The sequence below is a fragment of the Rossellomorea sp. LJF3 genome, assembly GCF_037046045.1.
In the GTDB taxonomy this organism is placed as follows: domain Bacteria; phylum Bacillota; class Bacilli; order Bacillales; family Bacillaceae_B; genus Rossellomorea.
On sequence record NZ_JBANLY010000021.1, the window covers coordinates 34,709 to 60,091 of the forward strand.

Genomic DNA, 25,383 nt, shown 5'->3' on the forward strand with positions numbered 1-25,383 from the left:
CTTTTAATCTACAGGCTCTAACCCTAATTGCTCTAAATTTATTCTTTAGACCCTACTGTCTCGGATTCCTGTGCATTAGATTCAGAGATATTTAGCGTGTCTGCTTGTTGTACTTCTTCTTCGTCCTCTAAGTCGCGCATTTCGATTTCTTCTTCGTTACTAGAGAGGATCTTAACATCCATACCTAAACTTTGAAGCTCTTTGATCAGAACTTTAAATGATTCCGGAACACCAGGTTCAGGAACGTTTTCACCCTTGACGATGGCTTCGTATGTTTTCACACGGCCCACAACGTCATCGGACTTAACTGTAAGAATTTCTTGTAGAGTGTAAGCAGCACCATAAGCTTCAAGTGCCCATACCTCCATCTCACCGAAACGCTGTCCACCGAATTGCGCTTTACCACCGAGTGGCTGTTGCGTAACAAGTGAATAAGGTCCGGTTGAACGTGCGTGAAGTTTGTCATCAACCATGTGAGCAAGTTTGATCATATACATGATTCCAACTGATACACGGTTATCAAACGGTTCACCCGTTCTACCATCGTAAAGAACGGTTTTGGCATCGCGTGCCATACCTGCTTCTTCAATTGTTGCCCATACATCTTCCTCACGTGCTCCATCAAATACTGGTGAAGCAACATGAATACCGAGGTATCTTGCTGCCATTCCCAAGTGAAGCTCCAGCACCTGACCAATATTCATACGTGATGGTACCCCTAGTGGGTTAAGCATGATATCAATCGGTGTGCCGTCTGGTAAGAACGGCATGTCTTCTTCAGGAAGGATTCTTGAGATAACACCTTTGTTACCGTGACGACCAGCCATTTTGTCACCTTCAGAGATCTTACGTTTCTGAACGATGTATACACGTACAAGCTGGTTTACACCTGGTGGTAATTCATCGCCATCTTCACGGTTGAAGACTTTCACATCAAGGATGATTCCACCGCCACCGTGTGGTACGCGAAGGGATGTATCCCGGACTTCACGGGCCTTCTCACCGAAGATCGCATGTAATAGACGCTCTTCAGCCGTCAGTTCCGTTACACCTTTAGGCGTTACTTTACCGACTAGCAGGTCGCCATCTTTTACTTCAGCACCGATGCGGATGATTCCGCGCTCATCAAGATTGCGAAGTGCATCTTCACCAACGTTAGGAATATCACGAGTGATTTCTTCAGGTCCCAATTTCGTATCACGGGACTCAGACTCATATTCTTCAATATGAATAGAAGTATAGACATCGTCTTTTACAAGACGCTCACTCATGATGATCGCATCTTCATAGTTGTAACCGTCCCAAGTCATGAATCCAACCATGACGTTACGTCCCAAGGCGAGTTCACCTTTCTCCATGGAAGGACCATCAGCAAGGATTTCTCCTTTTACTACACGGTCACCTTCACTTACGATTGGACGCTGGTTGTAACATGTACCCTGGTTAGAACGGATGAATTTCTGCATACGATACTTATCGAGGTCACCTTTTACTTCCTGACCGTCGATTTCTTTCACACGACGCACCCAAACCTGTTTCGCTTCAACCTTCTCCACAATACCTTCGTATTTACAGATCACGGCTGCACCGGAGTCTTTCGCAGATACGTGTTCCATACCTGTTCCGACGATCGGTGATTCCGGATTCATCAAAGGTACTGCTTGACGCTGCATGTTCGCTCCCATTAGAGCACGGTTGGAGTCATCGTTCTCTAAGAATGGAATACATGCTGTCGCAGCTGATACTACTTGTTTAGGAGATACATCCATGTAGTCGAGACGTTCACGCTTGATGACCGTGTTCTCACCGCGGAAACGGGAGATGACTTCTTCATCAAGGAATGCACCGTCATCTCCAAGACGTGCGTTCGCCTGCGCCACTACATAGTTATCTTCTTCGTCTGCCGTCAAGTAATCGATACGATCGGTTACTTTCCCGGTATCGGGGTCGACACGACGATACGGCGTTTCGATAAAGCCGAATTTATTCACTTTCGCAAAGGAGGAAAGTGAGTTGATCAGTCCGATGTTCGGACCCTCAGGTGTTTCAATCGGACACATACGGCCATAGTGGGAATAATGGACGTCACGTACTTCGAAACCGGCACGTTCACGTGTTAATCCACCGGGCCCTAATGCAGAAAGACGGCGTTTGTGCGTTAATTCTGCAAGAGGATTCGTTTGATCCATGAATTGAGACAATTGAGAGCTTCCAAAGAACTCTTTAATGGATGCAATAACAGGACGGATGTTGATCAGTTGTTGAGGCGTGATCGTGTTCGTGTCCTGAATGGACATTCTTTCACGGACCACACGCTCCATACGTGATAAACCGATACGGAATTGGTTCTGTAGCAATTCACCAACCGAACGTAAACGACGGTTACCTAAATGGTCAATATCATCTGTCAGTCCTACTCCATGTAATAAGTTAAAGAAGTAAGAAATGGAAGAAATGATATCTGCAGGTGTAATGTACTTAACCTCTTCTTCAACATACGCATTGCTGATTACGTTGATTTCAAAATCTCCCTCTTCGTTAGGAGAATAGATTTTGATAGATTGAAGAACTACGTCTTCTTCTAATACGCCGCCGGACTGTTGGTAGTTTTTGAAACCAATGCCGTTTTCTAAATAAGGGATGACCTTATCCAGGGCGCGACGGTCAAGAACCGTGCCTTTCTCTGCCAGAATCTCACCCGTTTCCGGATCTGCTAGAGTTTCTGCTAGAGTTTGACCGAATAAACGATTCTTAATGTGAAGCTTTTTGTTCATTTTGTAACGTCCAACGTTTGCTAAGTCATAACGCTTAGGATCAAAGAAACGAGAAACGAGTAAACTTTTAGCATTTTCTACTGTAGGAGGCTCTCCCGGGCGCAGACGCTCATAAATCTCGAGCAATGCCTTGTCGATACCTTCCGTGTTATCTTTCTCGAGCGTGTTACGAATGTACTCATTATCACCGATCAAATCGATGATTTCTTGATCAGAGCCAAACCCAAGGGCACGTAAAAGAACCGTTACCGGTAGTTTGCGAGTTCGATCAATTCGCACATATACAACATCTTTTGCATCTGTTTCATACTCAAGCCAAGCTCCGCGGTTTGGTATAACGGTAGCAGTAAACCCTTTCTTTCCGTTTTTATCTACTTTTCCGCTAAAGTAAACACTAGGTGAACGCACTAGCTGAGATACGATAACGCGCTCAGCACCATTGATGACAAAAGTACCTGTGTCTGTCATTAATGGGAAATCACCCATAAATACGTCTTGATCTTTTACTTCTCCTGTTTCCTTGTTCACAAGACGGACTTTTACTCTAAGCGGTGCAGAGTAAGTAACATCTCTTTCCTTTGATTCTTCCACCGAGTACTTTGGCTCTCCCAGACTATAATCAATAAATTCCAAAGAGAGATTACCAGTGAAGTCCTCAATCGGAGAAATGTCACGGAACATTTCTCTTAACCCCTCATCAAGAAACCATTGATACGAGGAAGTTTGAATTTCGATTAAATTCGGTAATTCTAAAACTTCACTGATACGCGCAAAACTTCTGCGTTGGCGGTGTCGTCCATACTGAACTAGTTGACCTGTCAACTGATTCACCCCTCAAATCAAGCGTTTTGGTTGTGTCTATATGCCTTAAAGTAGGATCACTACTCTACACAAGACAAAAAGAAAAAGGGTTTTAATGATAAAACCTCATTTTCAAATGACGAACTATTATTTTATAATCTTTTCCAATTTATCCAACATGTATACATATGGACATAATACCGGAAAATAATATTTTTGCATTTTATAATGTTATCATAGCAGATAAGCTACGTCAACGGATTTCTTTTACCGATTTCAAGATATAGTATCCCTTTTTTCTGGTGACGACTTCTACATTTGAAAAGATTTTTTCCATTTTCTCCATGGCAGAGGGAGCACCTTGCTTCTTCTGAATAACGACCCATAATTCTCCGCGTTCCGTCAGATGTCCGTAACTATTCTCAAGAATCGAATGAACCGTTTCTTTCCCTGCCCGTATCGGAGGATTCGTTAAAATAGCGGCAAATCCCTTTTCAACGACATTCGTATATCGGTCACTTTGATAGACTTTAACGTTTTGAACTTTATTTTCCCCGGCATTTTCTTTCGCTAAAGATAGAGCCCTCTCGTTTACATCGATCATATGGACCGTCCGATCACCAAAGTCTTTAGCCAAGGATAGTCCGACCGGGCCATAACCGCAGCCGACATCAAGTATCGGTCCCTGAACATCAGGTAATTCAAACGTTTCAATCAAGGCTCTTGAACCAAAGTCAACTTCCTTTTTTGAGAAAACGCCCTGGTCTGTCTTAAAACGGAATGTTTGTCCCCTTAATTCAAAGGCAATCATCCCGGGGTTACTTTCCACATCAGGGTTACGGGAATAATAGTGATTGGTCATTATATCATCTCCATCCATTGATAGAACCCGCCTGGTAACCATCTTTTCCAAAAAGAGTCTGGATAGATGCCAGACAAGAAAAAAGCCCGCCAAATATAGCGAGCTTTTCATCTATACAATCATTACTTAACTTCTACGCCAGCTCCAACTTCTTCAAGTTTAGCTTTAAGTTCTTCAGCTTCCTCTTTAGCAATACCTTCTTTAAGAGCTTTAGGAGTGTTATCAACCATTTCTTTCGCTTCTTTAAGGCCAAGACCTGTGATTTCACGAACAACTTTGATAACCTTGATTTTTTGAGCTCCAGCGCTCTCAAGAATTAGGTCGAATTCAGTTTGTTCTGCAGCAGCGTCAGCGCCACCAGCAGCAGCAGCTACAGGTGCAGCAGCAGTTACTCCGAATTCTTCTTCGATTGCTTTAACTAGATCATTTAGTTCAAGAACTGACATTTCTTTAATCGCGTCAATGATTTGCTCTTTACTCATTTTAAATTTCCTCCTTGTGGTGTTTGCTTAATTTTTTTATTTAAACGACTTGCTTTAGCTTACGCGCCTTGCTCTTCTTTTTGATCTGCAACGGCTTTTGTTGCCAACGCAAAGTTGCGCATTGGTGCTTGTAGCACGCTGAGTAGCATAGAAAGAAGTCCTTCGCGGTTTGGAAGTTCAGCGATTGCTTTAACATCCTCAACTGAAGTGATCGTTCCTTCGATGACACCCGTTTTGATTTCAAGTGCTTCGTGTTCTTTAGCGAAGCTGTTAAGGATCTTTGCAGGTGCAACTACTTCTTCTGTACTGAACGCGATTGCGTTAGGACCAGTTAAGAATTCGTTTAACCCTTCAAGACCAGCTTCTTCTGCGGCACGACGTACCATAGTGTTTTTGTACACTTTGAACTCGATGCCAGCTTCGCGAAGTTGTTTACGAAGTTCAGTAAGTTCGGAAACGTCTAGTCCACGGTAATCTACAACGATTGTAGATACACTGTTTTTTAGCTTGTCAGAGATTTCTCCAACGATGTGTTTCTTTTGATCTAGAATGCTGCTCATCATTACACCTCCTGTAGATTGACTGATGAACATTTATACCGTCATCCAATAAAAAATGCCCTTATATCAAGGTAGACATAAGGGCATTGCAAACACGCTATACGCGGTTATTTTATCGCAATTACCTCGGCAGGATATTAAGCTCGTAATGAGCCCCTACTGTCTACGGTACAAATGTATTCGTTTTTAACAACAGAACTAATTATAATCACTAGTCCTCAGTAAGTCAATACCAAATTATGCCTTAACTGCGAAAGTTGAAGGATCGACTTTAACGCCAGGTCCCATTGTAGAAGTTACAGAAACATTTTTCATGTAAGTTCCTTTTGCAGCAGCAGGTTTAACTTTAAGCATTGTTTCATACATTGTAGCAAAGTTTTCAACAAGCTTTTCGTTATCGAATGAAATCTTTCCAACAGGAACGTGAACGTTACCTGATTTGTCAGCACGGTATTCAACTTTACCAGCTTTGATTTCATTGACAGCTTTTGTTACGTCGAATGTTACTGTTCCAGTTTTAGGGTTTGGCATTAAACCTTTAGGTCCCAATACGCGACCAAGTTTACCAACTTCACCCATCATGTCTGGAGTTGCAACGATTACGTCGAACTCGAACCAACCTTGGTTGATCTTGTTGATAAGTTCTGCATCACCTACGAAATCAGCGCCGGCAGCTTCTGCTTCTTTTGCTTTATCGCCTTTAGCGAATACAAGAACCTTTTGAGTTTTACCAGTTCCGTGTGGAAGTACAACTGCTCCACGGATTTGCTGGTCGTTTTTACGTGTATCTACACCTAAGCGGAACGCTACTTCAATCGTTGCGTCAAACTTAGCGAAGTTTGTTTTCTTAACTAGTTCGATTGCTTCTTCCACTGAATAAGCTTTAGTACGATCTACAAGCTTTTGAGCATCAAGAAACTTTTTACCTTTTTTAGCCATTTTAAATTTCCTCCTATATGTGGTTTTAGCGGAATAACCTCCCACGAAATAAGGTTGCGAGTGAAACGTACATTTCATCATCGCAACCTCGTTCAACAGGAACCTCTACTTTAACGAAGCAGGGATTAGTCTTCGATGACGATACCCATGCTGCGCGCAGTTCCTTCTACCATGCGCATAGCTGATTCAACACTAGCTGCATTTAAGTCAGGCATTTTTGTTTCAGCAATTTCACGTACTTTATCGCGTTTAAGTGTTGCCACTTTCTTGCTGTTTGGTTCGCCTGAACCAGACTCGATACCTGCAGCTTTCTTAAGAAGAACAGCAGCGGGTGGAGTTTTTGTGATGAATGTAAATGAACGGTCTTCAAATACCGTGATTTCAACAGGAATGATTAAGCCAGCTTGATCTGCTGTACGAGCATTGAATTCCTTACAGAATCCCATGATGTTAACACCTGCTTGACCTAGTGCAGGACCAACTGGTGGAGCTGGATTAGCTTTACCGGCAGGGATCTGCAATTTAACCATTTTGATAACTTTTTTAGCCACGAGACACACCTCCTTAAGTCCGTGATGTGGTTATTGGGTTTTTCACCCTCCCACTCAAATGTAAAAAATGTCTTTATCAACATAAAGAACGTCTATTAGTTTCAGTATCTCTTTGTGGAGACGCACTGACTTATGAAATAGTACCATTTTTTCAGAATGATTTCAAGTTCTTTTCCATTATAATTTATCAATTTGGGAGAAATCCAGTTCTACCGGGGTATCTCTACCAAACATATTGACGTGTACCTTCACTTTTGCTTTTGCATTATCAATCTCTTCGATCGAGCCGGTAAAGTTCGCAAACGGACCTTCGTTCACCCTTACTGTTTCTCCTAATTCGAAGTCGATTTCTACCTTTTTCTCTGTCATGCCCATTTGTTTCAGAAGGTTCGTTACTTCTTCCGGCAATAATGGTGTAGGTTTTGACCCTGAGCCTGATGAACCGACGAAACCGGTCACTCCAGGTGTGTTTCGGACGACATACCATGAATCATCCGTCATGACGATTTCCACAATCACATAACCGGGAAATACCTTCTTCTTAATTACTTTCTTCTTGCCATTCTTAAAATCCGTCTCTTCTTCTTCAGGCACGATCACGCGGAAGATCTTATCTTGCATCCCCATCGTTTCAACACGCTTCTCAAGGTTCGCTTTCACCTTATTCTCGTATCCTGAATAAGTATGGACTACATACCAATTCTTCTCCATTTCATAGGACTAAACGTCCGTCCCTCCTCGCTATTTAAGAATACTCATTCGCCTTTTTTCTCCAAATGAAAAAACCCGTAAAAAGATAACGGGCTCTAAGGTCATGTACTCTATTAACATTCATTATACCATGCTTTCATGGTATATATACAATTAATTCTATGTTTCTCTTACTTAGAACCAATGATCAATCGCATAAGTTCTGAGATGCCCAGGTCGATAACAGCAAAGAAAAGGGCAACAAATACCACTGTCGTAATAACCGTGATCGTATAGCGCGTTAACTCTTTACGTTTAGGCCAGCTGACCTTTCTCATTTCCGATGCAACATTGCGAAAGAATTTAAACATCCGTTAGTAACCTCCAACTAATATCAATACGCAAGACTTCTACACTCTATTTAGTCTCTTTGTGTAGGGTGTGAGCATTACATGTATTACAGAATTTCTTTAATTCTAATCGAACGGCCTGATTACGGTTTCCCGGCACGGAATAATTCCTGGAACCGCATACCGTACAAGCCAGTATTAGTTTAGTAGTCATATATTCCACCTATACTATACATAGTAAGTCCTATCAAAAATAACACGACCACCAAAAAGTGTCAATATGACTTTACATCGTTATTTCGCGAACTTCCAAGTATCGTTCAAGCTTCCGTTTCACTCGCTGTAATGCATTGTCGATGGATTTCACATGGCGGTTCAGCTCTTCTGATATCTCCTGATAGGACTGCCCGTCCAAATAAAGGGCAAGTACTTTCCTCTCAAGATCGCTTAACAGCTGGGCCATCTTATCTTCCATATTATCGAATTCCTCGCGATTGATAATTAGCGCTTCCGGATCCATTACTTTCGCACCTGAAATGACATCTAATAGCGTTCGGTCAGATTCATCATCATAAATGGGTTTATCCAGTGAAACATACGAATTCAGTGGTATATGCTTCTGTCTCGTGGCTGTCTTGATGGCTGTAATGATCTGTCTTGTGATACAAAGCTCTGCAAACGCTTTAAAAGAAGTCAGCTTGTCCTCCTTATAATCACGGATTGCCTTGTACAAACCAATCATACCCTCCTGGACGATATCTTCCTTATCTGCCCCGATTAAAAAATACGAGCGGGCTTTCGCTCTTACGAAATTACGGTATTTCCTGATCAAAAAATCGAGTGCTTCGCTGTGACCCTGATGGACGGCTTCTATTATCTCTTCATCATCCATGCCTTCTAATCGATTATCAAATGCTTCTGTCCTGATGATATTGCTCACACGCATCCCCCCGAGCAAAACAATAGATAGAAATATTATACATTACAGAAAATTCAATCGTCAACCTATCATTGTTCCCCGCGACGCCATTTTTCGAAAATTTCAGCAACTTCCTCTGATAATTGGATCTTGGAGGCCGGCCGTTTCTCGCTCGAATTCCTTACTTTTCTTTCAATCTTTTTTTCAATGACTTCCACCTCGGTCAAGAGCTCCCTCGCTGATTTGCGAAGGGCTCCCTGCCCAAATATGGCCCATTGCTCTGTGAAATCAGAAGTGGCTACATGAATCTGGGTTTTAATATTGCTTAACTCAATGGCCAATCTTTCAATTCGTTCATCTGCCGTTTCATTTTCTTTGGTGAAAAGCACTTCCACTTTATAATTTTGATATTTCCGGGCGATCCCCTGTACGTAGTATGCATCAAATACGACAATGACACGGTAGCCCGTATACCCCTGATATTCGGCCATTTGTTCGACCAGGCGGTCTCTTGCTGCGGCTAGATCCTTATGTTTCAATTCATTCAATTCCGGCCAGGCACCGATTATGTTATAGCCATCCACAAGAAGGATATCCATCTTACTATTCTCCCAATGGGTGGCGTTTACGATATACCTCATACATTAAAATACTAGCTGCCACCGAAGCGTTTAGTGATGTAACATGACCGATCATAGGCAACTGAACAAGGAAATCACATTTATCCCGCAAAATACGGCTCATCCCTTTTCCTTCACTTCCGATAATCAAACCGATGGGAAGCGTACCGTCAAGCTGGCGGAAATCCTGCTTACCCTTAGCATCCGTTCCCGCGACCCATACACCGCGTTCTTTCAATTCATCCACCGCTCTCGACAGATTCGTCACACGTGCCACGGGAATATGTTCAATCGCACCAGTGGAAGCCTTCGCTACGGTAGAAGTAAGTCCCACCGCTCTTCGCTTCGGAATAATGATCCCATGGGCACCCGCTGCATCAGCCGTCCTCATGATGGATCCCAGGTTATGGGGATCTTCCAGTTCATCCAGGATCAGAATAAAAGGATCCTCCCCTTTTTGTTCTGCTTTTTGAAATAGATCATCGAGTTCAGCATACTGATAAGCGGCAACGGAAGCGACAACCCCTTGGTGATTCTCCGATACCATCTGCTCGATTTTCTTCTTTGGTACATACTGGACCATGACATTGGATTCCTTGGCAAGTCCGACGATTTGCTGGATGGAGCCTTTCTGTGAACCTTCCGCTATCCAAATCTTATTGATATCCCTTCCTGACTTTAACGCTTCTATGACAGGATTTCTTCCTCCGATAAAATCTTTACTCATTTCTGCTCCTCCTTTCCTGCCTGGGCTTGTTCAAAAATGATCTTCAACAGTTCCTCTAATCGATCCGTCCGATTAAGTAAAAACAAATATCCAATAAGAGCCTCAAAAGCAGTGCTGTGTTTATACGTTTGTACATCCGTGTTTTTAGGCGTTGTCCCCGATTTCGCATTCCGGCCGCGCTTGACGATCGATATCTCTTCTTCCGATAAGAGGTCCTGATCGAACAACGTTCTGAGAATGGCCGCCTGCGCTTTAGCAGAAACATATTTCGTCGCAGCCCTGTGCAGTTGATTCGGTTTGATCTTACCCTTGGTTAACAGGAGCTGCCGTACATATGTTTCATATACAGCATCCCCCATATAAGCAAGTGCAAGTGCATTGATTTGTTTCGCATCGATTTGTTCATTTGTCTCGTAAAGCATTAAGATCCTCTTTTCCAGCGGGTGCCTTGAGGAGTATCTTCCAGGATGATATCCATGTCTTTCAATGTGTCCCGGATCTCATCGGCCAGTTGGAAGTTTCGATCTTTACGGGCTTGAATACGCTTTTCGATCATCTCTTCCACTTCTTCGTCCAACATTCCCGCTTCCTGCAACGTCAGTCCAAGTACAGAGAAGAAATCTTCAAACTGGTGTAAGAACCCGTCAATGACTTCTGTTGATGTATTTTTCTCCATCAAGTAATAGTTCGCTTGTCTGGATAGTTCGAATAAAATGGAAATCGCATTGGCAGTATTAAAGTCATCGTCCATATCGGTAATGAATTGAGCTTTAAGCGCATCGATTTTGTCCAGCCATTCCTGATTATTGTCCGTTAAGTTCGTACTCGATTCCTTGCGATGCTTCAGGTTCTCATAGGCTGTCTTGATTCGATCCAAAGAAGTCTCTGCATTCTGCAAAAGCTCAAGATTGTAGTTGATCGGATGACGGTAATGAACGGATAGCATGAAGAAACGAAGGACCTGCGGATCTTGTTCTTTAATAATGTCGTGCACCAATACGAAATTACCGAGTGATTTCGACATCTTCTCGTTATCGATATTAATATACCCATTGTGCATCCAGTAATTGGCGAATGCCTTACCTGTAAGAGCCTCTGACTGGGCGATTTCATTCTCGTGATGAGGGAAGGTCAGATCCTGTCCCCCGGCGTGGATGTCGATGGTATCCCCCAAATAGCGCTTAGCCATGGCTGAACATTCGATATGCCAGCCCGGACGTCCTTCACCCCACGGGCTCTTCCAGGAGATCTCCCCTTCTTTCGCAGCTTTCCATAAAACGAAATCAAGGGCATCTTCTTTTTTGTCCCCTACATCGATGCGTGCTCCCGCTTTCAGTTCATCGATCGGCTGATGAGACAGCTTACCGTACCCATCAAACTTTCTGGTACGATAATAAACGTCTCCCTGGGATTCATAGGCATATCCTTTTTCCACAAGGGCTGAGATGAAATTAACAATGGTGTCAATATTATCTGTCACTGTCGGATGTACATCGGCTTTCCGGCAACCGAGGGCTCCCGTATCTTCGAAGTAAGCATCGATAAAGCGCTTGGCAATCGTCGGGACATCTTCTCCCAGTTCCTTGGCAGCTCTAATTAATTTATCGTCCACATCCGTGAAGTTAGAGACGAAATGAACATCATATCCCCTGTATTCCAGATAACGTCTCACTGTGTCAAACACAATCGCAGGACGAGCGTTCCCTATATGAATATAGTTATAAACCGTCGGACCGCACACATACATTTTGACCTTACCCTCTTCCAGGGGGTTGAATTCCTCTTTCTGCCTTGTCAGTGTGTTATATAAACGAATCGTCATGATGATCGACTCCTTCCCTCATATTCCCTTAATAATGATTTCAATTCATTCACTTCTTTTTCAAGCTGTTTCATTCGGTCGTTCATCGGATCGGGCAGATCACAGTGATTCAGATCCTTCTGTATCTTCACACCGTCCTGAATGACCACCTTACCTGGAATACCGACTACGGTTGAATTGGGCGGAACATCTTTCAGGACAACGGATCCTGCCCCTACCTTAGAATTTTCCCCAACAACGATCGATCCTAATACTTTTGCACCTGTCGCAATCAACGCATTATCCTGGATCGTCGGGTGACGTTTCCCTTTTTCCTTCCCGGTTCCACCGAGGGTGACCCCCTGGAAGAGCGTGACATTGTCTCCGATTTCACACGTCTCGCCTATCACCACACCCATTCCATGATCGATGAAAAAGCGGCGGCCGATCTTAGCACCGGGGTGGATCTCCACTCCGGTGAAGAAGCGGCTGACCTGTGAAATGACCCGGGCAATGAAAAAGAATTTACGTTTAAAAAATGCATGGGCAACACGATGAGCCCAAATGGCATGAAGACCCGAATACGTGAGGATGACCTCCACGTAATTCCTCGCAGCCGGATCCTGATCAAACACCACATCTATATCTTCCCTAAACGACTTAAACATCCGGATCCATCCCCCTTCCTTTTTTAAAAACTGCTAACAATAAAAAAACGCCCCTGTCAATAAACTGACAGAGACGCTTTTAAAGGCGCGGTTCCACTCTGATTGAGAAGACAAACCTTCTCCAACTCGAATCCTGTTAACGGTAGGAAACCGCCTTTACCTACTCTATTTCAGTAACGGGCTCAGAGGTGCATTTCAGAATCGGAGGGGCTTAAACCACTTTCAGCCGGTGATGGTTCTCTCTACTAAGCATCCTTTTCTTACTTCTCCTCATCAACGCGATATCATTTAACGTGATACTCTTACTATATTACATATCCTCCAAAATGTTAACCTAAAAGACCTTGAAGTCGATGTTTAACTGTATCTTTCCCTAAAAGCTCAATGGCATTCGGCAATTCAGGGCCATGTGTCTGGCCTGTAACGGCTACACGGATCGGCATGAACAGCTTCTTCCCTTTATGGCCCGTCGATTTCTGGACAGCTTTGATAGAGGATTTGATCTCTGCCGCTTCGTACTTTTCAAGTGCCTCGATCTCATTCAAGAAAGCTTGAAGGACTTCTGGTACTTGCTCTTCTTCGAGTACCGCTTTCGCCTCTTCATCATATTCAAGATCTGTCTTGAAGAACATTTCAGAAAGCTCCACGATCTCAGCACCGAAGCTCATTTGCTCCTGGTATAAAGAAATGACGCGGCTCGCCCACTCGCGCTGTTCATCGGACATGTTCTCATCCAATTTACCCGCACTGATTAAATGAGGAAGGGCTAGCTCCACCACTTGAGCCAATTCCAAGTTCTTCATGTACTGATTGTTCATCCATGTAAGCTTCTGATTATCGAACAGGGCAGAAGAAGTGGATAAACGTTCAGGATCAAAGATTTCAATGAACTCATCTTTCGAAAACAGCTCTTCCTCTCCTTTTGGAGACCAGCCGAGTAGCGCAATGAAGTTGAACAAGGCTTCTGGGAGATACCCCAATGCTTCGTACTGCTCGATGAACTGAATGATGCTTTCATCCCGCTTACTCAACTTTTTACGGCTTTCATTGACGATCAATGTCATATGTCCGTAAACAGGTGCTTCCCAACCAAGTGCTTCAAAGATCATCAACTGCTTCGGTGTATTGGAGATATGATCTTCTCCGCGAAGAACGTGTGTGATTTTCATCAGATAATCATCGACCGCAACGGCAAAGTTATACGTCGGTGTACCGTCCTTTTTCGCAATGACAAAGTCACCGATACCGTCTGATTCAAATGAGACATCCTCCTTCACGATATCGTTGAAGGAATATACTTTCCCTGCGGGTACACGGAAACGGATGCTCGGCTTGCGGCCTTCTGCTGCCAATTTCTCCTGATCCTCTTTTGTCAGGTTACGGCATTTACCGGAGTAGCGGGGCATTTGACCAGATGCTGATTGTGCTTCACGCTCCGCTTCCAGCTCTTCCTCCGTGCAGTAACACTTATAAGCCTGTCCACTTTCCAGCATCTCATTTAAATACTGCTCATAAATATGATTACGCTCGGATTGGCGATAAGGTCCGTACTCACCCGGCTTATCTGTGCTTTCATCCCAATCGATCCCGAGCCACTGAAGATACTTGAGCTGACTTTCTTCTCCACCTTCGATATTACGTTTCTTATCCGTGTCTTCAATACGGATGATGAACTTTCCACCAGTGCTGCGGGCATATAGGTAATTAAATAAAGCGGTTCTTGCATTTCCAATATGTAAATGACCCGTTGGACTCGGGGCATAACGGACGCGTACTTCCTTTGTCATGTATGTTCCTCCTATAATGATTACTCTTTAAAGTCTCTGACCTATTTTAACACCGTTAAGTACGGGAATAAAGCGAATTTATCCCCTACTTCTTTTTAATCAATATGGTGGTTTGGGCGGCAATCCCTTCGCCTCTTCCGGTAAAGCCAAGCTTCTCGGAAGTAGTGGCTTTCACGTTTACTTCCGCCATATCCGCTTCCAGTAACGTAGCGATGCTTTGTCTCATTTCGTCAATATAAGGAGCCATCTTAGGCTTCTGGGCAATGATCGTGCAATCGATATTCCCTAATTCATAGCCTTCCTTTTTCACAAGGGCCCATACGTGCTGGAGAAGCTTTGCCGAATCAGCATCCTTGAACTCCGGGTCTGTATCAGGAAAATGCTTCCCGATATCCCCGGCCGCAATGGCTCCTAAACACGCATCCGCTACAGCATGTAACAGGACATCTGCATCTGAATGCCCCAATAACCCCTTTTCATACGGAATCGTTATGCCCCCCATGATAAGGGGTCTCTCTTCCACTAACTGATGAACATCAAATCCTTGTCCGATCCTAAACATGATTCTCTCCTCCACTCATTTCCTCTCGCTTCTTCAAAATCGCCTCGGCAAAATATAAATCCTCAGGTGTTGTCAGTTTAATATTGTCATAATCACTTTCAACGACAGCGACTTCAATATCCGACCTTTCCACCAGTGAAGCATCATCTGTACCAAGGAAACCATCTTGATCGGCTTCTTTATGAGCCTTTGTTAAAACGGAAACGCGAAAAGCCTGTGGGGTCTGAACCATCCACAAGCTTGAGCGTTCAATCGTTTCCTCGACTTCGCCATCCAGTACTTTCTTGATCGTATCTTTAACCGGAACCGCCGCAATGGCAGCCCCTGTTGAATATGTCTTTTCGACTAATTGGTGAATCGTGGATTCTTTAATAAATGGTCTTGCTCCGTCATGTACCAGAACAATCTCATGATCAACCTCAAGCAACGCATTGTAAACACTATGCTGTCTTTCTTCTCCACCATCGACAAGCTTCACGACCTTCTTGATGCCGTACCGCTCCAAGAGTCCCTCAAACACATGTCGCTCTGATGGATGGATGGCTAAATAGATTCCCTTACAAAGGATGTCATGCTCGAACACACGCAATGTATGAATGATGACAGGACAGCTATTCAACCTAAGGAGCAGTTTGTTTTTGCCCGCTTTCATCCGTTTCCCCTGCCCTGCAGCCGGAATGACCACTTCATATTCCATAATATAACTCCTTTAACACACAAGTAATACTATTCATTATACCTTACTGCATCAGTGGAGTCAGGCTGCAAACCGTTTTCTTACAGTGCTTTTTCCAGTTGCTTCGGTTTCGCAAAGATCATCCTGCCTGCAGATGTCTGAAGAACGGATGTTACAAGGACATCGATATACTTACCGATGTAATTACGCCCTTCTTCCACGACGATCATCGTACCATCATCCAGGTAAGCAATGCCCTGGTTATGCTCCTTACCGTCTTTGATGACCTGCACCTTCAATTCTTCTCCAGGCAGAACAACCGGCTTGACGGCGTTGGCCAGGTCATTGATGTTCAATACTTGTACACCTTGAAGGTCACACACTTTATTCAGGTTGAAATCATTCGTTACAACGATCCCATTCGTAAGCTTCGCTAATTTCACCAGCTTCGAATCCACTTCCTGAATTTCCTCGAAGTCCCCTTCATAAATCTGGACCTCTACTGGAAGCTCTTTTTGGATGCGGTTTAAAATATCCAGACCACGGCGTCCGCGATTTCGTTTCAATACATCGGAAGAGTCGGCAATATGCTGGAGCTCTTCCAGTACGAATTGAGGAATCACCACGATTCCTTCTAAAAATCCTGTTTGACAGATATCCGCGATACGTCCGTCAATGATCACACTCGTATCCAATATTTTAAGGGTCTTCACACCCTCTTCATCCAAATCCTCTTCCGTCCCTTTTTTCTTACCTCGATTTGCCGTGCCGAATAGATTGACCAATTCGTCCCTTTTCTTAAATCCAACCTGGAATCCTAAATATCCAAGAAGCAATGTTAATAGAATGGGAATCACTGTATTGACGATCGGAATCTCCATCTGATTGAAGGGGATCCCAAACAAATACGCAACAAATAAACCGATAATCAGGCCTAAACTACCAAATAACAAATCCGTTACCGGTGCCTTTACCAGGCTATCTTCAAACCACTTGACGAAATTGACGACATACTCGACTGCCCAAAACGTAAGAATATAAAAAATGATGGCACCAAATATAGCAGTCATATAAGGGTTATTAATTAAAGGAATGTCCGATAAATTTATGACGGTAAATAATTCGGGAAGCAGAAATATCCCAAGTGTTCCCCCGACTATGAGGAAGCACGCTTGAACGATTCTTTTTAACATTCCCTCACCTCCTCCTACTCATTATAAACAATTTACTATTTTTGAAACGTCTAAGCCTTGAAAATTTGAAATTTAATACAACGGAAACGATTTTGATACACTTATCCCATCTTACTAGCTTCCTTAAATGAAGGCTAACACGTCTAAACCAAACTGTCAATTTTTTGAAAATGATACAATTATACCATTTCCGGCATATATAGGCCTCTATACCTACAGCTGTCGATCTGCAAACGTCTGTTCCTTAATCAGTTTTAACCCCTCTTTGATTTTCCTTGCCCTCACTTCACCGATTCCTTCCACTTCATCCAAATCATCGACTGAAGCCCTCACTACATGGGGGAGGGTTTCAAATCTCGTGATAAGATTTTCAATGATGACGATCGGCAGCCGGGGAATCTTATTCAACACACGGTATCCTCGGGGATAAATGGCATCATCATGATGGACATATCCATGGTATCCCAGTAATTTTAATAGGACATTATCCTCTAATACTTCTGAATGAACAAGCTCCTGGAACTTATAGAGAAGTTCGAACGGTTTGATATTTCTTTCCTGGGAATAATCCCTTATGATGAGCATCGCCTCATCCTCAATATCTGCCAACAGTTCATTCATCTGAAGGCGGATCAATCTGTCCTCGACACCGAGCTCGCTGAGATACGTCAATAGCTCGTTCTTAATCCTGAGAACCATCTCGAAGCGGTGAAGAACCTGCAGTAAGTCGCTTTGGGTGACAAGCTCCTCAAACTCAAGCACGGATAAATTAGAAATGCTTTGATCGAGAACCACCTTATATTTCTCCAAGGTTTGGATCGCCTGGTTGGCTTTCGTCAAGATGACTGAGATGTCCTTTAGTGCATATCGGAAATTCCCTTGATACAGGGTGATGACGTTTCTCCGTTGAGATATGGCAATGACAAGGGCATTTGTCTGCCTCGCAACCCGCTCTGCCGTCCGATGTCTCATACCCGTTTCCGTGGAAGGCACGTACACATCGGGAGCCAACTGTGCATTCGCCAATATAATCTTCGTTCCCGCTTCATTCAAAATGATGGCCCCATCCATCTTGGCCAGTTCATACAGGTAGCTGGGAGAGAATGCACAATTGATATGAAAGCCCCCGTCCAGAACAGATTTCACCTTATCATTGTACCCAACAACAATAAGTCCCCCCGTTTTGGCTCTCAGCACATTATCAATGCCGTCCCTGATCGGGGCACCCGGAGCAACGAATTGCAATATATCCGACATGGACTTATCTCTTGCCTTCTTATCTTCCATTTCTTATCCTCCTAAAATAATAGACAGTGCTTCATTGATATTCGATACCCCTTTGACCTCTATATCAGAAGGAGGCTGCCACCCGCTTAAGTTATTCTGGGGAATGATCACTCTCTTAAAACCCAACTTGGATGCTTCCTGCACGCGCTGTTCAATTCTTGATACCCTTCTGATCTCACCTGTTAAACCGACTTCACCGATTATGCAATCATGGGCACTTGACGCTCTATCACGAAAACTTGAAGCAATACTTGCAGCGACTGCCAAATCAATCGCCGGTTCATCCAGTTTCACTCCGCCAGCCACTTTTAGATAGGCATCCTGCTGCTGCAAGAGCATGCCTGCCCGTTTCTCCAACACAGCCATGATCAGTGAAACCCGGCTATGATCAATCCCTGTTGCCATCCTTCGGGGATTATTAAAACTGGTTGGGGTCACAAGAGCTTGAATCTCCACAAGAACCGGTCTCGTTCCTTCCATCGAGGCAACGACCGTTGAACCCGCCGCACCTTGTGAACGCTCTTCCAGGAATATCTCAGACGGATTGGCCACTTCCTCAAGGCCCAGTTCCTTCATTTCAAAAATCCCCATCTCATTCGTAGATCCAAAACGGTTCTTCACCGCTCTTAATATACGATAGGAGTGATGACGTTCCCCTTCAAAATACAGAACGGTATCCACCATATGCTCCAACAATCGAGGCCCTGCAATCGAGCCTTCCTTGGTAACATGCCCTACAATAAAGATGGCAATGCCCTTTGTTTTCCCGATTCTCATCAGTTCTGCCGTACACTCCCTTACCTGGGATACACTTCCGGGAGCAGACGTCACGTCAGGATGAAAGACCGTCTGAATCGAGTCGATGATGACGAAATCCGGTGAGATTTGCTCAATCGTTTGATGAATAAGCTCCAAATTTGTTTCCGCAAATATATATAAATCATCTGATTTCACATGCAGTCGATCTGCCCGGAGCTTTGTTTGCTTGATGGATTCCTCTCCGGAGATGTATAAAACCTTCTGCTTCTGATCAGCAAGCTGGGCCGAAACCTGCAGCAACAAAGTGGATTTTCCGATCCCCGGGTCTCCACCAATCAATATAAGCGACCCTGGTACTACTCCTCCCCCAAGCACCCGGTTCAACTCTTTCGACTCGGTCAATACCCTGGGCTCCTGCTTGGTTTCGATGGAGATCAGCTTCTCTGCTTTAGATGGTCCGGTATTTTCAGAGTGCATAAACGACGTCCTGGGTTTCTTCCCGGTCATTTCAACCTCTTCCACCATCGTATTCCACTCGTTACACCCCGGACATTTACCCATCCATTTAGCAGACTCATATCCACAAGATGAACACACAAACTTAGTCTTTTTCTTTGCCAATCTATTCTTCCCCTCTTTTACTCTATTTGTACTCCTACCCATTCAGGATAATACCATTTGGAATGATTGTATCGGTTTTATGTACTAGATTCAATTGAAAAGCGGAGGTGGCTTGGTTAGAGGCGACAAGCATAAGATGAGTTAACCGGAAAGGCGTTTTTTTGCCTTTTTGGTTAACTTGGCTTATGACCTCGAGCCTCTAGCCACCGGAGCTGGACAATCAGAAAAGCGGAGCCGGCTTGGTCAGGCCCGACAAGCATAAGACGAGCTCGCTGAAAAGGCGGTCTTTGCCTTTTTGGCGAGATTGACTTATGACCTCGAGGGACTAGCCGGAGGAGCTAGACAATCAGAAAAGCGGAGGTGGCTTGGTTAGAGGCGACAAGCATAAGATGAGTTAACCGGAAAGGCGTTTTTTGCCTTTTTGGTTAACTTGGCTTATGACCTCGAGACTCTAGCCACCGGAGCTGGACAATCAGAAAAGCGGAGCCGGCTTGGTCAGGCCCGACAAGCATAAGACGAGCTCGCTGAAAAGGCGGTCTTTGCCTTTTTGGCGAGATTGACTTATGACCTCGAGGGACTAGCCGGAGGAGCTAGACAATCAGAAAAGCGTAGGTGGCTTGGTCAGGCCCGACCACCACGTAAGGCAACCATTATGATAAAAGAGGTACACGAAAAACATATACGTGTACCTCTTTATCATCCTTGCTATTATGTCGGCGTATTGGCTGCTTCCTCTTCTTTAACCTTTACAACAAATTCACTATCTTCTACGTCGATCAAAATATTCTGTCCTGTCAGCACTTTTCCTCTTAATAATTCCTCCGACAGTTTATCCTCAACATATTTCTGGATGGCGCGACGGAGAGGTCGTGCACCATATTCAGGATCGAATCCTTCATCTGCTATCTTCTCTTTGGCAGCAGGTGAAAGCTCTAAATGAATATCCTGCTCTTTCAAGCGGGTTGTCAATTGGTTCGACATCAATGTCACAATCTCTTTCAAGTGGTCTTTTTCAAGGGAATGGAACACGATGATTTCATCGATACGGTTAAGGAACTCAGGTCGGAAAGCACGTTTCAGCTCTTCCATGACCTTTCCTTTCATATCTTTATAATCCTGTTTCCCGTCCTGAATATTGAACCCTACGTACTTGTTGCTCTTAAGGGACTGTGCACCAACGTTTGAAGTCATGATCAATACCGTATTCCTGAAGTCGACGGTTCTGCCTTTGGAATCTGTCAAACGGCCATCCTCCAGTACTTGAAGGAGAATATTGAATACATCCGGATGTGCTTTTTCAATTTCATCTAAAAGAACGACTGAATATGGCTTGCGGCGAACCTTTTCCGTTAACTGACCGCCTTCTTCGTAACCTACATATCCTGGAGGTGAACCGACCAAACGAGAGGTCGAATGCTTTTCCATGTACTCGGACATATCAATACGGATCATCGCATCCTCATCACCGAACATAGACTCTGCAAGTGCCCGTGCCAATTCCGTTTTCCCGACACCTGTAGGTCCTAAGAAAATGAAGGAACCGATCGGACGCTTCGGATCTTTCAAGCCTGCCCTTGCACGTCGCACGGCTTTTGATACCGCAACGACTGCTTCTGATTGTCCGATGACTCTGGAATGAAGGATTTCCTCTAATTTGAGTAAACGATCCGTTTCCGTTTGGGCCAATTTGGATACCGGTACTCCCGTCCAGTTCGAAACAACCTTCGCAATATCTTCAACGGTCACTTCTGTATTTTCCTGTCCTTGCTTTTCTTTCCATGTGTTCTTTGTTTCTTCCAACTCTTCACGAAGCTTTTGTTCTGAATCTCTTAGAGAAGCGGCTTTTTCAAATTCCTGGCTCTGAACCGCTGCATCCTTCTCTTTGCGGATTTCTTCCAGCTTTGCTTCAAGCTCTTTCAAGTTTGGCGGCGTCGTATATGAACGTAAGCGCACCTTTGAACCTGCTTCATCAATTAAATCGATTGCCTTATCCGGTAAGAAGCGGTCTGAAATATAGCGATCAGAAAGCTTCACAGCAGCGTCTATGGCTTCATCTGTAATCGACACGCGGTGATGCGCTTCATAACGATCACGTAATCCTTTAAGGATCTGGATGGACTCTGCTGCCGTTGGCTCATTGACTTGAATTGGTTGGAAACGGCGCTCAAGCGCTGCATCCTTTTCAATATATTTACGGTACTCATCTAATGTCGTGGCACCGATACACTGCAATTCCCCGCGTGCGAGGGATGGTTTTAAGATGTTGGAGGCATCAATCGCTCCCTCAGCCCCTCCTGCTCCGATTAATGTATGGAGCTCATCGATGAAGAGGATGATGTTACCAGCCTGACGGATTTCATCCATGACCTTCTTCAGTCGGTCCTCGAATTCCCCGCGGTATTTCGTACCGGCTACAACCGTACCCATATCAAGGGTCATAACGCGTTTGTCACGAAGGATTTCAGGCACTTCATTGGCGATGATCTGTTGTGCAAGTCCTTCTGCGATCGCTGTCTTACCTACCCCGGGCTCACCGATCAACACCGGATTATTCTTCGTACGACGACTCAGCACTTCAATGACACGCTGGATTTCCTTGCTTCGACCAATGACCGGATCTAAGCTGCCTTCACGGGCAATGGCCGTCAAGTCACGGGCTAAGCTGTCAAGTGTAGGCGTATTGGCATTGGCATTGCCTCCACCCTGATGGTTGCTTGAGTCATTACTGCCAAGCAACTGCAACACCTGCTGTCTCGCTTTATTCAAGCTGACACCCAGATTACCAAGTACCCGGGCGGCCACTCCTTCACCCTCGCGGATCAACCCCAGTAAAATATGTTCCGTTCCAACATATGAGTGACCCAGCTTACGGGCTTCATCCATGGAAAGTTCAATCACTTTCTTTGCACGAGGTGTGTAATGGATCGTTTGAGATTTCTCGGTTCCTTTCCCGATCAACCCTTCAACTTCCTTCTGGATCTTTTCAGGGCTCAGTCCCAATGCCGTAAGTGCCTTGGCAGCGATCCCTTCACCTTCGCGGACAAGTCCTAATAAAATATGTTCAGTACCAATATTACTGTGCGACAAACGAATCGCTTCTTCTTGAGCTAATGCCAGTACTTTTTGGGCTCTTTCTGTAAACCGACCAAACATCATATTATTTTTCCTCCTCACATGTATCTTTATCTAACTTAATTCGCTCCCGAATTAAAGAAGACCTTCTTATATCTCGTTCATTTGGTCTCAGTGGACCTCCAGAATATTGTTGTAAAAAACCAGGTTGGGTTAAAATCATTAGTTCATTCAATATATTCTTAGATATCACTTTGATGTATCCTAAATCAATTCCAAGCCTGACATCCGATAAACATTTCGCAGCTTCCTTGGATTCAATGATCCTGCTGTGCTCCAGCACCCCTAGAGAACGGAAGATCCTATCCTCTAATTGTATGTTTGACGTTTGAACTAATGCGTCCCTTGCCGATTGCTCTTTCTCGATGATCTGCTTCACAACACTTAACAAATCTTCTACGATATCCTCTTCCGACTTGCCAAGTGTCGTTTGATTGGAGATCTGAAAGATGTTCCCCAGAGCTTCGCTGCCTTCTCCGTATATCCCCCGCACCACTAACCCCAGCTGATTGATTGCAGGAATGATACGGTTTAATTGCTGCGTCAACACCAGTCCAGGTAAGTGCATCATGACGGAAGCCCTGAGCCCCGTACCCACATTGGTAGGACAAGTCGTTAAGTAGCCATGCTTCTCATCAAACGCAAAGTCAAATTCACTTTCAAACCAATCGTCGATCTGATTGGCTTTTTGTAAAGCTTCCTTCAATTGCAGACCTGGATATAAACACTGTATTCGAATATGGTCCTCTTCGTTTACCATTATGCTAATATCTTCCTCACTTGATAAAAGGACAGCTCCATAATTCGTTTCCTCTGCCAGATTTGGGCTTATAAGGTGTTTCTCCATTAATACCCTCTTTTGGAGAGGCTGAATCTCACTTGTAGGTAAAAATTCTAATTCTCCTAAATTCTTCGGGTATGATGTGAGCTTCTCCTTTACCCGATCCACGATTTCCCTGGCTTCCTCTGAAGAATAAAGAGTGGAAAAACGGAAGTCCGTCAGATTCCTCGCAAGCCTTACCCTGGAGCTGAGGACAATATCCGAATTCGGTCCCTCTTCACTCATCCAAGAACTGACTGCATTGCTCAAGAACTTCTCAAGACTCATTCGTTATCGCCTCCCTCTTTCTTTATATCCTTTTCCAGGGAGCGGATTTCGTCTCGGATCTCGGCTGCTTTCTCAAACTCTTCATCCGCAATCATCGTTTGCAATTCAGACTTTAACTGCAATACCTTCTTTTTCACATGGATGGCTCCGCCCATACGCTCCGGAACCTTACCGTGATGCTCAACATTTCCATTATGAACACGCTTTAATAATGGAGTGAGTTCATCTTTAAACGTTTCATAACAATGGGCACAGCCGAAGCGTCCCACATTAATGAACTGATGAATCGTCATTTTACATTTTTCACACTGTAAAACTTCTGTCTTAGGAATCTCGGTTTCCTTTGCCTGCTTAAATGCTGGAGCTATATTAAGAAGACCCGCCAATAGATTGTTCACAGAAAAACCGGGAGAAGAATCAAACATAAACATTTCACCCTTATCCTGAGCACACTGCTCACATAAATGAACCTCTGTCTTTTCCCCGTTTACCACCTTGGTAAAATGAAGGGTCGCAGGTCTTTCGTTACACTCTTGACAAACCATCCCATTCACCTCTTCAACACTTACTCATACTTCAATGTATCCAGCATGGCTCTTAGCATTCTTCCTCTCAGGATATCCCGTTCGGGTAATTCGACCATGATGACCGATCGATCCATCACGCTCAGCATGATCTTGGCTTCTCTTTCAGAAATGATCTCTTCTTCCACTAAACGAAAAACAATATCAGCTGCCGTATTCTGGCTGATCGTTTGTGTAATCAACGCCACTAACTGGTCGATCAAGTGAACTTGATCGTGGGCCTTCACCTTCATGATCCGGATATATCCACCGCCGCCACGTTTACTTTCTACTACATACCCTCGTTCTACAGTAAAACGGGTATTAATCACATAATTAATTTGAGAAGGAACACATTGAAACTTATCAGCGATCTCGCTTCTTTTAATCTCGACTATCTCACTTTCACTCAGTTCTAACACATTCTTTAAATAATTTTCAATGATGTCGGATATGTTCCTCATCAAACCTCCTCCTCATTTTGACTTTGACTATATTTGACTATAATTATACAACCGCGTTTTAAACTTTGCAATTATGAAGTTTGACCTTAGAAGTTTTCCTGTTTAAGGAAGGTTTTAAACGTGTGAAAGTGAGATTGTTGGATAGAAATTTGGAAATGGGGCACTGGGTGAGTGTGAGTATTGTGGATGGGGAGTGGTTCTATGGGGGGGTTTGATTTGTGGTTTGGAATACCGGATTAAATGTTTGTATTAGATACGGGAGTTGTTTATTTCATATGTAGAATCACATCTTTAGATAAGGAAAGCGATCTCATTACTACGAATACTGGTGTTTTGACTGGTGATATGAGTGTGACTTTTGAGGAATTCGTGATAATCGGTCCGACCCCCTAAGTTTGGACACGTTCTCCATATTTCTTAAGGTTCCTTAGTTTTTCAATTTACTACCGCGCTTTCGCTTGCTTGCCTCCATTTCTTCAAACTGGAA

25 protein-coding genes and 2 other annotated features are annotated in these 25,383 nt (G+C 44.0%); all 25 genes read right to left on the bottom strand.

Annotation, left to right across the window (positions count from 1 at the left end):
- Positions 1-38 precede the first annotated feature (38 nt).
- The 25 genes from rpoB to V8G47_RS17145 all read right to left on the bottom strand — a co-directional run bounded on the left by rpoB (position 39) and on the right by V8G47_RS17145 (position 24,896).
- Positions 39-3,596 (bottom strand): DNA-directed RNA polymerase subunit beta, encoded by a 3,558-nt coding sequence (rpoB, locus tag V8G47_RS17025; protein WP_034766001.1) that lies wholly within the window; start codon positions 3,594-3,596, stop codon positions 39-41.
- A 232-nt stretch (positions 3,597-3,828) separates the two neighbouring features.
- Positions 3,829-4,437: a class I SAM-dependent methyltransferase gene (locus V8G47_RS17030; protein ID WP_336201168.1), complete on the bottom strand. Its 609-nt coding sequence runs from the start codon at positions 4,435-4,437 to the stop codon at positions 3,829-3,831.
- A gap of 122 nt (positions 4,438-4,559) precedes the next feature.
- Positions 4,560-4,919, bottom strand: a complete 360-nt coding sequence (gene rplL / locus V8G47_RS17035) for a 50S ribosomal protein L7/L12 (protein ID WP_060674138.1) — start codon at positions 4,917-4,919, stop codon at positions 4,560-4,562.
- Positions 4,920-4,978: 59 nt separating this feature from the next.
- Positions 4,979-5,479 carry a 50S ribosomal protein L10 gene (gene rplJ, locus V8G47_RS17040; protein ID WP_060674140.1) on the bottom strand — a complete coding sequence of 167 codons (501 nt, stop codon included), beginning with the start codon at positions 5,477-5,479 and terminating at the stop codon, positions 4,979-4,981.
- Positions 5,480-5,521: 42 nt separating this feature from the next.
- Positions 5,522-5,666, bottom strand: a sequence feature (ribosomal protein L10 leader region).
- A gap of 50 nt (positions 5,667-5,716) precedes the next feature.
- Positions 5,717-6,418 (bottom strand): 50S ribosomal protein L1, encoded by a 702-nt coding sequence (rplA, locus tag V8G47_RS17045; RefSeq protein ID WP_442970872.1) that lies wholly within the window; start codon positions 6,416-6,418, stop codon positions 5,717-5,719.
- Positions 6,419-6,543: 125 nt separating this feature from the next.
- Complete coding sequence (rplK, locus tag V8G47_RS17050; RefSeq protein WP_032085258.1) at positions 6,544-6,969, bottom strand: 50S ribosomal protein L11; 426 nt, start codon at positions 6,967-6,969, stop codon at positions 6,544-6,546.
- Positions 6,970-7,146: 177 nt separating this feature from the next.
- Positions 7,147-7,680, bottom strand: coding sequence for a transcription termination/antitermination protein NusG (nusG, locus tag V8G47_RS17055; protein ID WP_034766009.1), 534 nt, complete (start codon positions 7,678-7,680; stop codon positions 7,147-7,149).
- Between the two features lie 170 nt (positions 7,681-7,850).
- Complete coding sequence (gene secE / locus V8G47_RS17060; protein WP_044340513.1) at positions 7,851-8,030, bottom strand: preprotein translocase subunit SecE; 180 nt, start codon at positions 8,028-8,030, stop codon at positions 7,851-7,853.
- 46 nt (positions 8,031-8,076) lie between these two features.
- Complete coding sequence (gene rpmG, locus V8G47_RS17065; protein ID WP_079534455.1) at positions 8,077-8,223, bottom strand: 50S ribosomal protein L33; 147 nt, start codon at positions 8,221-8,223, stop codon at positions 8,077-8,079.
- Between the two features lie 72 nt (positions 8,224-8,295).
- The gene (sigH, locus tag V8G47_RS17070) at positions 8,296-8,955 is read right to left on the bottom strand and encodes an RNA polymerase sporulation sigma factor SigH (RefSeq protein WP_397545354.1); all 660 of its coding nucleotides are present in this window, start codon (positions 8,953-8,955) and stop codon (positions 8,296-8,298) included.
- Positions 8,956-9,017: 62 nt separating this feature from the next.
- Entirely contained in the window at positions 9,018-9,527 is a 510-nt protein-coding gene (locus V8G47_RS17075) for an NYN domain-containing protein (RefSeq protein WP_336201159.1), read from the bottom strand.
- Positions 9,528-9,531: 4 nt separating this feature from the next.
- Positions 9,532-10,275 carry a 23S rRNA (guanosine(2251)-2'-O)-methyltransferase RlmB gene (gene rlmB / locus V8G47_RS17080; RefSeq protein WP_201716410.1) on the bottom strand — a complete coding sequence of 248 codons (744 nt, stop codon included), beginning with the start codon at positions 10,273-10,275 and terminating at the stop codon, positions 9,532-9,534.
- Positions 10,272-10,697, bottom strand: coding sequence for a Mini-ribonuclease 3 (locus V8G47_RS17085; protein WP_034766015.1), 426 nt, complete (start codon positions 10,695-10,697; stop codon positions 10,272-10,274). Before V8G47_RS17085 ends, rlmB begins: the two co-directional genes overlap by 4 nt.
- A complete protein-coding gene (cysS, locus tag V8G47_RS17090) occupies positions 10,697-12,097 on the bottom strand; it encodes a cysteine--tRNA ligase (RefSeq protein WP_336201160.1) in 1,401 nt (466 codons plus the stop codon). Before cysS ends, V8G47_RS17085 begins: the two co-directional genes overlap by 1 nt.
- A complete protein-coding gene (gene cysE / locus V8G47_RS17095; protein WP_034766017.1) occupies positions 12,094-12,744 on the bottom strand; it encodes a serine O-acetyltransferase in 651 nt (216 codons plus the stop codon). Before cysE ends, cysS begins: the two co-directional genes overlap by 4 nt.
- 66 nt (positions 12,745-12,810) lie before the next feature.
- Positions 12,811-13,030, bottom strand: a binding site (T-box leader).
- Positions 13,031-13,073: 43 nt separating this feature from the next.
- Positions 13,074-14,531, bottom strand: a complete 1,458-nt coding sequence (gene gltX, locus V8G47_RS17100; protein ID WP_336201161.1) for a glutamate--tRNA ligase — start codon at positions 14,529-14,531, stop codon at positions 13,074-13,076.
- Between the two features lie 85 nt (positions 14,532-14,616).
- Positions 14,617-15,093, bottom strand: a complete 477-nt coding sequence (ispF, locus tag V8G47_RS17105; RefSeq protein ID WP_336201162.1) for a 2-C-methyl-D-erythritol 2,4-cyclodiphosphate synthase — start codon at positions 15,091-15,093, stop codon at positions 14,617-14,619.
- Complete coding sequence (gene ispD, locus V8G47_RS17110) at positions 15,086-15,790, bottom strand: 2-C-methyl-D-erythritol 4-phosphate cytidylyltransferase (protein WP_336201163.1); 705 nt, start codon at positions 15,788-15,790, stop codon at positions 15,086-15,088. The genes ispF and ispD overlap by 8 nt, the downstream gene beginning before the upstream one ends.
- An 80-nt stretch (positions 15,791-15,870) precedes the next feature.
- Positions 15,871-16,962, bottom strand: a complete 1,092-nt coding sequence (locus tag V8G47_RS17115) for a PIN/TRAM domain-containing protein (RefSeq protein ID WP_034766022.1) — start codon at positions 16,960-16,962, stop codon at positions 15,871-15,873.
- Between the two features lie 213 nt (positions 16,963-17,175).
- The gene (gene disA / locus V8G47_RS17120) at positions 17,176-18,249 is read right to left on the bottom strand and encodes a DNA integrity scanning diadenylate cyclase DisA (protein WP_336201164.1); all 1,074 of its coding nucleotides are present in this window, start codon (positions 18,247-18,249) and stop codon (positions 17,176-17,178) included.
- Between the two features lie 3 nt (positions 18,250-18,252).
- Complete coding sequence (gene radA, locus V8G47_RS17125) at positions 18,253-19,629, bottom strand: DNA repair protein RadA (protein ID WP_336201165.1); 1,377 nt, start codon at positions 19,627-19,629, stop codon at positions 18,253-18,255.
- A 708-nt stretch (positions 19,630-20,337) separates the two neighbouring features.
- Complete coding sequence (gene clpC, locus V8G47_RS17130; protein WP_061811072.1) at positions 20,338-22,785, bottom strand: ATP-dependent protease ATP-binding subunit ClpC; 2,448 nt, start codon at positions 22,783-22,785, stop codon at positions 20,338-20,340.
- A 1-nt stretch (position 22,786) separates the two neighbouring features.
- Positions 22,787-23,869, bottom strand: a complete 1,083-nt coding sequence (locus tag V8G47_RS17135; protein WP_336201166.1) for a protein arginine kinase — start codon at positions 23,867-23,869, stop codon at positions 22,787-22,789.
- Positions 23,866-24,414 (bottom strand): UvrB/UvrC motif-containing protein, encoded by a 549-nt coding sequence (locus tag V8G47_RS17140; RefSeq protein WP_336201167.1) that lies wholly within the window; start codon positions 24,412-24,414, stop codon positions 23,866-23,868. The genes V8G47_RS17135 and V8G47_RS17140 overlap by 4 nt, the downstream gene beginning before the upstream one ends.
- Before the next feature lie 20 nt (positions 24,415-24,434).
- Entirely contained in the window at positions 24,435-24,896 is a 462-nt protein-coding gene (locus V8G47_RS17145; protein WP_034766034.1) for a CtsR family transcriptional regulator, read from the bottom strand.
- Positions 24,897-25,383 lie beyond the last annotated feature (487 nt).